General features: G+C 52.0%; 9 protein-coding genes. 3 read left to right on the plus strand and 6 right to left on the minus strand.

Annotation, left to right across the window (positions count from 1 at the left end; genetic code table 11):
• Positions 1-5 precede the first annotated feature (5 nt).
• On the minus strand, positions 6-1,145 hold the full coding sequence (locus tag WC1_RS09430) for a polysaccharide export protein (RefSeq protein WP_003036765.1): 1,140 nt from the start codon (positions 1,143-1,145) through the stop codon (positions 6-8).
• Between the two features lie 656 nt (positions 1,146-1,801).
• On the opposite strand from WC1_RS09430, the gene WC1_RS09425 reads away from it, so the two are divergent.
• Complete coding sequence (locus WC1_RS09425) at positions 1,802-3,385, plus strand: TerC family protein (RefSeq protein WP_003841782.1); 1,584 nt, start codon at positions 1,802-1,804, stop codon at positions 3,383-3,385.
• Between the two features lie 44 nt (positions 3,386-3,429).
• On the opposite strand, the gene asmA is transcribed toward WC1_RS09425, so the two are convergent.
• The 3 genes from asmA to udk all read right to left on the minus strand — a co-directional run bounded on the left by asmA (position 3,430) and on the right by udk (position 6,624).
• Positions 3,430-5,283 (minus strand): outer membrane assembly protein AsmA, encoded by a 1,854-nt coding sequence (gene asmA, locus WC1_RS09420; protein ID WP_003844331.1) that lies wholly within the window; start codon positions 5,281-5,283, stop codon positions 3,430-3,432.
• Between the two features lie 26 nt (positions 5,284-5,309).
• On the minus strand, positions 5,310-5,891 hold the full coding sequence (gene dcd / locus WC1_RS09415) for a dCTP deaminase (RefSeq protein ID WP_003036774.1): 582 nt from the start codon (positions 5,889-5,891) through the stop codon (positions 5,310-5,312).
• 91 nt (positions 5,892-5,982) lie between these two features.
• Complete coding sequence (gene udk, locus WC1_RS09410; protein ID WP_003036776.1) at positions 5,983-6,624, minus strand: uridine kinase; 642 nt, start codon at positions 6,622-6,624, stop codon at positions 5,983-5,985.
• 315 nt (positions 6,625-6,939) lie between these two features.
• Between udk and WC1_RS09405 the strand changes: the two genes are divergently transcribed.
• Positions 6,940-10,269: a diguanylate cyclase gene (locus WC1_RS09405; RefSeq protein ID WP_032948115.1), complete on the plus strand. Its 3,330-nt coding sequence runs from the start codon at positions 6,940-6,942 to the stop codon at positions 10,267-10,269.
• Here the strand turns inward: WC1_RS09405 and alkA are convergent.
• Positions 10,237-11,106 (minus strand): DNA-3-methyladenine glycosylase 2, encoded by an 870-nt coding sequence (gene alkA, locus WC1_RS09400; RefSeq protein ID WP_016150612.1) that lies wholly within the window; start codon positions 11,104-11,106, stop codon positions 10,237-10,239. The genes WC1_RS09405 and alkA overlap by 33 nt on opposite strands.
• Positions 11,107-11,242: 136 nt before the next feature.
• On the opposite strand from alkA, the gene yegD reads away from it, so the two are divergent.
• Positions 11,243-12,595 carry a molecular chaperone gene (gene yegD, locus WC1_RS09395; protein WP_016150613.1) on the plus strand — a complete coding sequence of 451 codons (1,353 nt, stop codon included), beginning with the start codon at positions 11,243-11,245 and terminating at the stop codon, positions 12,593-12,595.
• A 99-nt stretch (positions 12,596-12,694) separates the two neighbouring features.
• Here yegD and WC1_RS24750 read toward each other — a convergent pair whose 3' ends face one another.
• Positions 12,695-12,754 (minus strand): type I toxin-antitoxin system Ibs family toxin, encoded by a 60-nt coding sequence (locus tag WC1_RS24750; RefSeq protein ID WP_106672390.1) that lies wholly within the window; start codon positions 12,752-12,754, stop codon positions 12,695-12,697.
• Between the last annotated feature and the right edge of the window lie 12 nt (positions 12,755-12,766).

Genomic DNA, 12,766 nt, shown 5'->3' on the forward strand with positions numbered 1-12,766 from the left:
GACGATTACCAGTTGTGAAGGTCGCTGGCCGTGTCCGTCATATAGCGAACACCGCTAATAGTCGGCAGCAACTGATTGATCAAACGGTTCCAGCGAGCAACCGGCGCAGTAGTGACGTACACCACATCGTATGGCTGGAGTCGGAATGATGTTGCCATCACCAGCGACGTCGCATCGGACATATCAAGCTGATAGATATTGGCGATCTTGCCGTTGTTCCCGCCCTCGCCTTTCAATGGTCGAATAACGAAAATACCGCTGGCATTGGAGGTGGTCAGGTCAATACCTTCGGCATTGCCAAGCGCTTCGGTAAGCGTCATGCCACTGAAGTCCATTTTGAGGGTGCTCTGTTTTTTCACTTCCCCCATTACAAAGACTTTCAGATCGTCATTACGCGGGACAAACAGAATGTCGCCAGGATAGAGCAGTCGGTTCTGGCTCAGGTCGCCATTTTGCATCAGTGCTTGCAGTGAAATGCGTTGCTCCTGCCCTTTATGAGTCAGCACAACGTTGCGCCAGTCTGCCGCTTCGGTGAGACCGCCAGCGGCGTTAATGGCATCGAGAACGGTAAGTGGCACGTTGGTGATGGCCTGCTGACCGGATTTGTTCACCTGTCCGGAGACATAGGCCTTCTGCGAGCGGAAAGCGGCGATATTAACGTCCACCTGCGGGTCAGCAATGTACTTCGCTAAGCGCCCGGTAATATCACTACGAATCTCTGCCAACGTTTTCCCTACCACGCTGACTTTGCCGATGTAGGGGTAAAACATCGTGCCATCAGGTTGCACCCAGTTACCGGTATCGCTTGAGCTACGGTACTGCCCGGCTGGTGTGGTGAGTTCAGGATGGTCCCAGACTGTCACATTCAGGACATCCCCCGGACCGACCCGGTACTGATACCCGGCAATCTCCTGGTCCAGCGACATATTAGGTTGTGCAACATTTGGTCGAGGACGTAATTGTTCTACCAGTCGTGGGGTGAGTGGATAAACATTCACCATGCGATCGATATCAAAATCAGCGTCCTGCTGTTTAATCACATCTTTGCCCATCGTAGACATATTGCTGCCCGGAAGCACGGTACAACCGTTTATCAAGATTACCGATACCAATACTGGTATCAATTTAAGTTTGGATTTCATCATTGATTATTTATCACTTTGGCAGAGTAATTATCACATGCAATCTAAATAGCGACTTCGCCTGTATGTATTTACCTTGCCGTTAATTGAAATGGAATTTAACTGGCATCAGTCCTAAAAAAAATGAATTCATCTGCGGTCTCTTGACAGAATAATTTAGGCTTGTTTCAGGCGACCAGACACGCTACCGCCCCTGGCTTCACTAGCTACCAATGCACTGATTAATTTAAATTTTTATCTTCTCCTTTATTTTCATCACATTTACCGCGGCAACGCATCGGGAATACGTACCACTGGTTAATGAGGGAATATTTATCTTTTGATTATTACCGCAAGAATTGTTGCAGCTAAGCGAATATCAGGCAAGATAACAAACCACCGATACCAAGCTTTTAAGATTAATATTAAGCGTTGGATTTGTATATTTTTAGGATTTTATTGATGTTGACAACATTGATATAAAAACATCCCACCTGCGATATTTCCTAAATATATCTAGATTAATAAAATAATTTCCTGTAGTGACATTAAGGCTATTATCCTGCATCTGTTCTGATATAACCGACAGAGAAATCCCCTCTCGCCATTGCATTTTTCGCCAGTTTTACCCATGATCGAATTGTGACAATTGTCATACAACTATGGGTATAGCATTTACTATGGAATGGATTGCCGATCCGTCAATCTGGGCCGGACTGGTCACGTTAATCGTGATCGAACTTGTTCTTGGCATTGATAATCTTGTTTTTATTGCCATCCTCGCGGAGAAACTACCTCCTGCCCAGCGGGATAAGGCGCGTATTACCGGGCTACTGCTGGCGATGGTTATGCGCCTGCTGCTGCTGGCATCAATATCCTGGCTGGTAACGCTGACCACACCGCTGTTCAGCATTCGCGATCTCAGCTTCAGCGCCCGCGACCTGATCATGCTGTTCGGTGGTTTCTTCCTGCTGTTTAAAGCCACTATGGAGCTCAACGAACGGCTGGAAGGAAAAGACAGCGATAACCCCACCCAGCGTAAAGGCGCTAAGTTCTGGGGTGTGGTCGCGCAGATCGTGGTGCTGGACGCCATATTCTCTCTCGATTCCGTCATTACCGCTGTTGGGATGGTCGATCACCTGGCCGTGATGATGGCTGCGGTGATTATTGCCATCAGCCTGATGGTGCTGGCGAGCAAGTCGCTGACGCGCTTTGTCAACAGTCATCCAACTATCGTTATTCTGTGCCTGAGCTTCTTGCTGATGATTGGTTTTAGCCTGGTGGCCGAAGGGTTTGGTTTCCATATCCCGAAAGGTTACCTGTACGCGGCCATCGGCTTCTCGGTGATGATCGAAGCATTGAACCAGTTGGCTATTTTTAACCGTCGTCGCTTCCTCTCAGCCAACCATACTCTGCGCCAGCGCACCGCCGAAGCGGTAATGCGGCTGCTGAGCGGGCAAAAAGAAGATGCCGAACTGGATGCCGAAACCGCGGCAATGCTGGCGGACCATCATGAAGGTCAGATTTTCGCGCCTCAGGAGCGGAGGATGATTGAACGTGTGCTGAACCTTAATCAGCGTACCGTCAGCAGTATCATGACCTCGCGTCACGATATTGAACACATCGACCTCAATGCTCCCGAAGCAGAAATCCGCGCCTTACTGGAAAAAAACCAGCATACGCGTCTGGTGGTCACTGGCGAAGACGGGCAGGAAGAACTGCTTGGCGTGGTGCATGTCATCGATTTGCTGCAACAGTCTCTGCGCGGCGAGCCGCTCGACCTGCGCGTCCTGATTCGCCAGCCGCTGGTGTTCCCGGAAACTCTGCCGCTACTTCCGGCGCTTGAGCAGTTCCGAAACGCCCGGACGCACTTCGCGTTTGTAGCCGATGAATTTGGTTCCGTCGAAGGGATTGTGACGCTGAGTGATGTGATGGAAACCATCGCCGGCAATCTGCCAAACGAGGTAGAGGAAATCGACGCCCGCCATGATATTCAGAAAAACGCCGATGGTTCATGGACCGCTAACGGGCATATGCCGCTGGAAGACCTTGTGCAGTACGTCCCTATCCCATTAGATGAAAAACGTGAGTATCACACCATTGCCGGGCTTTTAATGGAATATTTGCAGCGCATCCCAAAAACCGGGGAGGAAGTCCAGGTTGGCGACTATCGGCTAAAAACCCTGCAGGTGGAAAATCATCGCGTGCAAAAAGTCCAGCTGATACCGCTACACAGTGAAGAAGAGATGGATTACGAGGTGTAAGTCACGAGCCGGATGGGGCATTAGCCACCATCCGGCAATATAAATCAGAGCTTATCCAGCAACTTTTTAACATCTTTGCCGTTGCGGGAATCTTTATTGCGATCGGCCCAGTCATTCAGGCGACGTTTTGCTTCATCCTGCAGATGTTTACGCAAAAGCTGATCAACTTGCAGACTGTAGTTCAGTGATTGCCATTGACCATAGACTCTGAGAGGAACCGGGGTGGCCTTCAGGAAATTAATCAACTTACTTTCGCCATCCCAACCGCCCAGAACGCGAATGTTAAACAGCGTGTCGCAATTCTGCTTCACCAGATCTAACGTTCCTTTGCCGGTCAGTGCCAACATAGCGGACTCCCCTACCATGTTATCCAGCGTCACCTCACCGTTATCCAGCGTCATATCGGTTACAAAACGATCCAGACGGGTCACGTTCTCCATATTTTGCTGGGCTTTAGCATCTCCACCGCTACGCTCGACGGCCTGCTGTATCATCTGCTGGAAGTTCATCCCTTCCATTCGCGTATCGTTCATTTCGACATGGGCCTGCCCTTGCCAGCTGTGACGAAACGCCTGGGCGTCAATATCCGAGCCGGAAAAATCTCCCGCCAACGACAGCTTGCCGGTGAGTGCAATGGGGTAATCAAAGGCCTTCAGAATAGTGCCAATTTCAACACCTTCCAGGCGCGGATGAAATACCGCTCGCGGTTCTCCCTTTCTGGCATCCAGCGTACCGGGCAATGAGATCAGCCCGCCATCACTTTTTCCCTGCAACTGTGCAATGTTCAGTAAGCCGAACCGGTTGTCTATTTTTGCCGAGACATTCTCAAACGCCATTTTCCGCCACAGCACCTTGTCAGCCTGCAAAGCGATGTCTGCCGAAAAACCCTTGAGTCCCTGATACGAAACAGCATCAACCTGGGAAGCAATAACGGGGCGCGCCAGCGTTGACTGACTCTGACCTTGCTGAACTTCACCTTTTGCTGTCACCGCTGCGTCATGTTGTACGAGCAGGTTATCCAGATTGAGCTGACCAAATTTTAGGTCAACGGCCCATTCCGGTTTTTCCAACAAGGCCACATGCGCTTGCCCGGAGAAAGAAGAGTCATTAGCGGTCAAATTTATCTGGCTAAATGAAAGCTGTTTTTTCTCTTCCAGCCATTGCGCCTGAAGATGTCCCTGACCGTTGATCCCCTGCGGCGGCAGATCGGCCCCCTGCAGTTGCCAGCTTAACTGTTCAATATTCGCAGATAAGTTGTGCGGATAATCGGAGGCATCGACCGTACCGTTAAAGGATAACGCGAGATCGCGCTGATCGCGGTTCACACGCCCGGAGAAATCAAACGTGCCGCGGTGCTGGCTATCTTGTTCCATCTCCAGACGAATATCGCGAACGGTAACCTGTTCATCGTCTTCATGTTGGAACACCAGAACACTGTCGGCAACACGCAGACGGGCGATATCAAACGACCATCCTTTGTCTTCCGCCAGATCGGGCAACATATTGTCTTTTGGGGCAACGGGTGCATCTTTGCCGCGTACCGCCTCAGTTTGCGGGGTCAATTGAATCACTGCGCCTTTGAGCATCACCTGCTTCACGCTGAGCTGGTGGCTCAACAGCGGCCACAATGCAACGTCGAGACGCATATTATCAGCACGAACCAGGGGTTCGCTGGCGCCTTCAGCCGTTAACATCACTCGCCCTGAGAGGATACTCAGTTGCGGCCATACGTGCCAACGCAGGGGGCCATCCAACTGCAGCTGATACCCGCTACGTACGGCAACCTGCTTGACCATATACGCGCGGAAATCATTCGGATTCACCAACAGTACTAACGCAGAAAAGCCGGCCACCAGCACGACCAGAAGAATCATCAGCGTCGTCAGAAATCGTCTCATGCTATCCCCAATGGACTGATAAACACTCAGTCTTTATCGATCCGGCTGGCAACGGCGCCCTGCTGGTCGCGATATTTCGCATCCTGACGACGGTTGTAGGGTCGCGCTGCCGGACCGGAAAGCGGTTCGAAACTTAACGCGCCAATCGGCATCCCCGGACGCAGAGCCAGCGGTAATTTTCCGGAGTTGTAAAACTCCAGTACGATACAGCCAGACCAGCCCGGATCGATACGGTGAGCGGTGACGTGTACCATCAGTCCCAGACGAGCCAGCGAAGAACGGCCATCTAACCAACCGACGAGATCGGAAGGCAGTGTCACGGATTCGAATGTTACCGCCAGTGCAAGTTCCCCCGGATGCAGGAAAAAGGCTTCGCCGTCCTTAAGGACGATTTCATCACTCATCACGCGATCCAGCGCGGCGCTGACTTCATCTTTCGGTCCGCTTAAATCGATATACGCCGCCGTATGACCGCGGAACGTACGGAATTTGTTGCCAAGGCGCACATCTACCGTGGCGCCATTGATTCGCTCGACAGGAGGGCGTGGATTGATCGACAGGCGACCTTCATCCAACCAGGCTTCAATATCTCGGTCACATAAACGCATGGCACTTTCTCCTTTCGTGCTTCAAACCCTTAATGCCAGGTGCGTTAAGGGTGAACCAGGTTATCACTGAACGGTACACAATTCGCTGAACTTATTCAAAGAACTGACTGATTTTAGCCTTCAGAATATCGATGGCGATGCGGTTTTTACCCCCGCGCGGCACAATGATGTCGGCGTATTGTTTTGAAGGCTCAATAAATTGCAGGAACATTGGGCGGACGGTTTTCTGGTATTGCGCCATCACCGAATCCATTGAACGACCACGTTCGTTCACATCCCGCTTGATACGGCGCATCAGGCAAATATCCAACGGCGTATCAACAAAAATAGAGAAGTTCATCTCGTCACGCAAACGCGCATCCGTCAGCAGCAAAATGCCTTCCAGGATGATGACTTTCTTGGGTTCGATATGAATAGTGTCTTGCGTACGCGTGTGCTCAACATAGCTATATACCGGCAGCTCAATGGCAGAGCCGCGTTTCAGCGTTTGCAGATGTTGAAACAGCAGGCTATGGTCCATCGCGTTCGGATGGTCGTAGTTGGTTTTTACACGTTCTTCCATCGACAGATGGCTTTGATCTTTGTAATAGCTGTCTTCGGGAATAACGCCAATATGTTCGTCACCGACTTGTTCACGCAATTCGCGATAAAGAGTACTGGCAATAAGGCTCTTGCCGGAAGCCGATGCGCCGGCAATGCCGATAATGACGCACTGATGGGACTGATCAGTCATAAATTTAGCGACCTGATTAACCTGGATGTAAGGAAGGGCGGCGCCGAAACGCCAAACGCGGCAATTATAGGGATTTCAGCGGCGCGATGCCACCCCAGGCTGCACCAATGCTGTCCCTGTCGCAAATTAAAATGGTCAGATTTAGAACAGCCGCTATATTTATTCACCTGCCTTAGGAATTAATAGCTTGGGAGTGTTAATTTATGAGCAGCTGGCGTATAAATTGTAAATTGTTTGTACTAGCATAATCCCAGATTAAATGTGATGCGTCCGGCATCTCTGCTGGGCGACAACGGCTATTTGGGTAGAGTGGTAATGAGTAAACAATCCCAACATGTTTTAGTTACCTTACCCCATCCTCTACTGCGCCTGGCCAGTTTAGGTCTGGTGGCTTTCATCTTTACGTTGTTTTCGCTGGAACTGTCACGTTACGGCGCACAGCTTGCACCGCTGTGGTTTCCAACCTCTATCATGATGGTGGCTTTTTACCGTCACGCTGGAAAGATGTGGCCTGGGATCGCGCTGGCTTGCTCATTCGGTAGCATCGGCGCCTCTTTACTCTTCTTCCCCGGACAGTCGCTTAATTTCTCCTATACGGTCATTAACATTATTGAGGCTGTTGTTGGCGCAATGTTATTGCGTAAACTGCTGCCCTGGTACAATCCCTTACAAAATCTTAACGACTGGGCGCGTCTGGCATTTGGCAGCGCGGTTGTTCCGCCACTGCTGGGCGGCGTATTGATGTGGATGTTGTTGCCGAAGGAAACTACGTTAAATACCTTTCTCATTTGGGTACTGTCAGAATCCATTGGCGCACTGGCGTTGGTGCCGTTAGGTTTGCTGTTTAAACCACATTACCTGCTGCGCCATCGCGACCCGCGATTATTGCTTGAGACCCTGATTACGCTTCTGGTGACCTTAACGTTCAGTTGGCTATCCATGATGTACATTCCATGGCCATTTACCTGCGTTATTGTCCTGCTGATGTGGAGCGCTGTCCGTCTGCCGCGTATGGAGGCGTTTTTAATATTCCTCAGCACCGTGATGATGGTTTCGCTGATGCTGGCCGCCGCCCCTTCACTGCTTTACACCCCGAAACAGAACATGATGACGGACATCCCCTGGTTGCCGTTTTTGATGATCCTGTTGCCCGCCAACATGATGACCATGGTGATGTACGCGTTTCGAGCCGAACGCAAGAACATTTCAGAAAGCGAGTCACGCTTTCGCAACGCCATGGAATATTCCGCGATTGGCATGGCACTGGTTGGCACCGAGGGGCAATGGCTACAGGCCAATAAAGCCTTGTGCCAGTTTCTGGGCTATAGCCAGGAGGAGCTACGTTCGCTGACCTTCCAGCAGTTAACCTGGCCGGAAGATCTGAACAACGACCTTGAACAGCTCAACATGCTGGCACGCGGAGAGATTAATAGCTATTCCATGGAAAAACGCTATTACACCCGCGCGGGCGACGTCGTCTGGGCGTTGCTGGCCGTTTCGCTGGTGCGTCATAGCGACAACACTCCACTCTACTTTATCGCGCAGGTTGAGGACATTAACGACCTGAAGCATACCGAGTGGATTAACAAACGGTTGATGGAACGCATTACCCTCGCCAATGAAGCCGGGGGTATTGGGATTTGGGAATGGGAACTGCAGCCTGACGTGATCAGTTGGGATAAACGGATGTTCGATCTGTATGAAGTTCCCGCACATATCAAACCCAGTTGGCAAGTCTGGTATGAGTGCGTTGTACCCGAAGATCGCGAGTACGCCGAAAATGTGATTCGTGATTCGCTGGCCGCGCGGGTTCCGTTTAAGCTTGAGTTTCGTATCGCAGTAAAAGATGGCATACGCCATATCCGCTCGTTGGCCAACCGGGTGCTGAATAAAGACGGTGAAGTTGAACGCTTACTTGGTATCAATATGGATATGACCGAAGTGAAGCAGCTTAACGAAGCGCTGTATCAGGAAAAAGAGCGCCTGCACATTACGCTGGACTCAATCGGCGAAGCGGTAATTTGTATTGATGTCTATATGAACGTGACCTTTATGAATCCGGTCGCTGAGAAAATGAGCGGCTGGCAGCAGGACAGTGCCATCGGCATTCCGCTATTGACGGTACTACATATTACTTTTGGCGAGAACGGTCCGCTGATGGAAAATATCTACAGTGCTGACATGTCGCGTACGGCAATCGAGCAGGAAGTGGTCCTGCATTGTCGTAACGGCAACAGTTATGACATCCAGTACAGCATCACGCCCCTCAGCACCCTTGACGGCGGCAGCATTGGTTCGGTGTTAGTCATTCAGGACGTCACAGAGTCACGGAAGATGCTCCGCCAGCTTAGCTACAGTGCCTCACATGATGACCTGACGCAGTTGGCAAACCGGGTCAGCTTCGAAAACCATCTAAAACAATTGCTGCATTCAGTACACGACACGCGCCAGTGCCATGTACTGGTTTTTATCGATTTGGATCGTTTTAAAGCGGTGAACGACAGCGCGGGTCATGCCGCCGGCGATGCCCTGCTGCGTGAACTCTCTGCGCTTATGCTCAGCATGTTGCGATCCAGCGATATGCTGGCGCGCCTTGGCGGCGACGAGTTTGGTCTGTTGCTGCCGGATTGTAATATCGAAAGCGCCCGCTTTATCTCAGGACGCATCATCAGTGCTATTAACAATTACCAATTTATGTGGGAAGGCCGTTTGCACCGTATTGGCGCCAGTGCGGGAATTACGCTGATTGATGAGAAAAACCATGTCGCGACTGACGTTATGTCTCAGGCCGATATCGCCTGCTACGCGGCGAAAAACAGCGGCCGTGGGCGAGTCTGTGTCTATGAACCTCAGCAAAGCCAGGCCCATGCCGCGCGTAGCCAACTGTCATTGGATGAACAAAGACACACTATTACACACAACCCTATGCTGATGATCGCCAGAGGTGTTGCTTCTCCGCGTATACCGGAGACTTTTAGCTTCTGGATTATCTCGCTTCGCTTAGGCACCGCTGAGGGTGAAGTCATTGAAGATCAAGCCTTCCATGCCGGGTTGGTCGATCCCACGTTGAGTCAGGCGCTCGATCGTCGGGTGTTCGGCGAGTTCTTCCAGAGTGCTGCCCCTGCTGTCGCCAACAAGGGCCTCAGTATTGCCCTGCCCCTTTCCGCCGCCGGCCTGCTCAACACAGAGCTGGTAGATGAGCTGCTGGAGCACTTGCAACGCAGCCCGCTACCGCCACGATTGCTGCATCTGACCGTTCCATCAAGCGTCATCAAAACAAACCCAACGCAGGCGGTATCCGCCCTGCATCGACTGCGCCAGTACGGTTGTCGAATTGTGTTAAGTCAGGTTGGTCGCGACTTAGAGCTTTTTGACAACCTGAAATATCACATTGTCGATTACCTGTTACTCGACAGCGAGCTAAGTGCCAGCGCTCCCGGCAACTTGATCGACGAAATGTGGGTGTCCATTATCCAGGGTCATGCTCAGCGCCTGGACATTAAAACCATCGCCGGTCCGGTGCAACTGCCGCTCATCATGGATACGCTTTCTGGCATCGGTATTGATATGATTTATGGCGATATTATTGCCGACGCCCAACCGCTGGATCTGCTACTGAATACCAGCAATTTCGCCATCAACTGACGGTTGCCAACCATCCGTATACCAGATATGCAACAGCGCATAGGAGCGCCAGGGTTTCCAGCGCTCTGCATACCGCCGGATCTGGGCTGGTGTCATGCCGGGAAAACGCTGCTTAATCAGATAATCATCCGGCAGAAAAACGTCCTTCGCCTGCCAGCCGCGCAGCGCAAAGTAGTTGGCGGTCCAGCGCCCTATCCCGGGAAATGTTTGTAGCTGCTTAACGCCTTGTTCGATATCGGCAGGGGCTGTTGTCGCGAGCGTTCCTTCAAGGGTTGCATGAGCAAGGTGAATCAACGCTTCAGCGCGTTTGAGCGGCATTCCTAACGTTTTCAGGTGCAGCGGATCGGCGTTGGCAAGCTCTTCTGGAGAGGGAAAACACACATACTCGGGCGCATCCTCCAGTGTATTGCCATAAGCGTGCGCTACTTTCGCTGTCAGTTTTGCGGCCATCGCCACGCTGACTAACTGCCCTAAAATCGCCCGTACCCCTTGCTCAAAAGCATCGACACATCCCGGCAGGCGCAATCCCGGACGCGCCGCGCCGAGGTTACCCAGCGCGCCGACAATTTGCTGCGGGCAACAGGAAAGATCGAACAAGCGCGTTATTTTTGCCAGGCACTCAGAGGCTACAGGCTGTAACCCTGAGCTCAACGTCACGTGTAGCACGTTGGCGTGCAGATCCGGGACAACGCTTACCAGACCACGATACTCCCCTACGGACAGACTTCGGACATAACTCAGTTCTTCTACGGTTTCGACACCTTCAACCGCACGGGCGGCAAGAAATCCCAGCATCCAGGGCCAGTCATAAGGCGGTTGCCAGCTCAGCGTGAACATTCGGTTTTCCTTTTAAAGCAAACTTACAGCATAAACGGTATTCAATCAGTACGCCTTGCTTTCATATTCCAGTTGTCGGGGCGTCAACTATTCGTTAAAGTCACGCCCCTTCTTCACTGGCATGGGGATTTTTACGGTGTTTATTGGTTTTGACTACGGTACGGCAAACTGTTCAGTGGCCGTTATGCGTGATGGGCAGCCCCACCTGCTCAAAATGGAAAATAACAGCACGCTGCTACCCTCAATGCTGTGTGCACCAACGCGCGAAGCGGTTAGCGAGTGGCTGTATCGCCATCACGACGTTCCAACCACGGACGATGAAACACAGGCGCTGCTTCGCCGTGCGATGCGCTACAATCGCGAAGAGGACATCGACGTTAACGCCAACAGCGTGCAGTTCGGTCTGACATCGCTGGGTCAGTATATTGAAGACCCGGAAGAGGTGTACTTCGTTAAATCGCCAAAATCATTTTTGGGCGCCAGCGGTCTGAAGCCGCAGCAAGTTGCGCTGTTTGAAGATCTCGTCTGTGCAATGATGCTGCACATTCGCAACCAGGCGCAAAGCCAACTGCCGGAAGCTATCACTCAGGCCGTAATTGGTCGCCCCATCAACTTCCAGGGATTAGGCGGCGATGACGCCAACACCCAGGCGCAGGGGATTCTTGAACGTGCAGCCAAACGAGCCGGTTTTCAGGATGTCGTCTTCCAGTACGAGCCGGTAGCAGCGGGGCTGGATTACGAAGCCACACTGCAGGATGAGAAACGCGTGCTGGTGGTAGATATTGGCGGGGGTACGACCGACTGTTCACTACTGCTGATGGGGCCGCAATGGCATCAGCGCGCCGATCGCGAAAACAGCCTGCTGGGACACAGTGGCTGCCGTGTAGGCGGGAACGATCTGGATATCGCGCTGGCGTTTAAACACCTGATGCCGCTGCTAGGTATGGGCGGTGAGACTGAAAAAGGGATCGCCTTACCGATTCTCCCCTGGTGGAACGCGGTCGCGATCAACGATGTTCCCGCGCAAAGTGATTTCTACAGCAGCGCCAACGGTCGTTTACTGAACGATCTTGTCCGCGACGCGAAAGAAGCCGATAAAGTAGCCTTGCTGCTTAAAGTCTGGCGCGAGCGTCTGAGCTATCGCCTGGTGCGCAGCGCAGAAGAGAGCAAGATCGCGCTTTCCGACCAGACCATTGTAACGGCTGCGATACCGTTTATCAGCGACACGCTGGCAACCGATATTAGTCAACATGGATTGGAGGCCGCGCTCAATCAGCCCCTGGCGCGCATTCTGGAGCAGGTCAAACTGGCGCTGGACAACGCGCAGGAAAAACCGGACGTGATTTATCTGACCGGCGGCAGCGCGCGTTCACCGCTGATTAAAAAAGCCCTCGCCCAGCAGCTTCCAGGGATCCCTATCGCGGGTGGCGATGACTTCGGTTCTGTCACCGCCGGTCTGGCCCGCTGGGCTGAGGTTGTTTTCCGCTAAGCGGCTCGCAAGCTGAAAGGTGTGCGTATTGACATCACCGTTGCTGTGGCTTATTTTCAGGAGTGAGGGTTAGGGAAGGTTTCCCCTCCCCCTGGTGTCTTAGTAAGCCGGTAAGCTAATGACTAAGAGTATCACCAGTATGATGACGTACTTCATCATAACCCTTTCCTT

This window comes from Citrobacter sp. KTE30, assembly GCF_000398825.1.
Classification (GTDB): domain Bacteria; phylum Pseudomonadota; class Gammaproteobacteria; order Enterobacterales; family Enterobacteriaceae; genus Citrobacter; species Citrobacter freundii.

Bases quoted from the DNA above. Each gene is read 5' to 3' on its own strand.
- WC1_RS09430 (WP_003036765.1), bottom strand. From the start codon at position 1,145: ATGATGAAATCCAAACTTAAATTGATACCAGTATTGGTATCGGTAATC.
- WC1_RS09425 (WP_003841782.1), top strand. From the start codon at position 1,802: ATGGAATGGATTGCCGATCCGTCAATCTGGGCCGGACTGGTCACGTTA.
- asmA (WP_003844331.1), bottom strand. From the start codon at position 5,283: ATGAGACGATTTCTGACGACGCTGATGATTCTTCTGGTCGTGCTGGTG.
- dcd (WP_003036774.1), bottom strand. From the start codon at position 5,891: ATGCGTTTATGTGACCGAGATATTGAAGCCTGGTTGGATGAAGGTCGC.
- udk (WP_003036776.1), bottom strand. From the start codon at position 6,624: ATGACTGATCAGTCCCATCAGTGCGTCATTATCGGCATTGCCGGCGCA.
- WC1_RS09405 (WP_032948115.1), top strand. From the start codon at position 6,940: ATGAGTAAACAATCCCAACATGTTTTAGTTACCTTACCCCATCCTCTA.
- alkA (WP_016150612.1), bottom strand. From the start codon at position 11,106: ATGTTCACGCTGAGCTGGCAACCGCCTTATGACTGGCCCTGGATGCTG.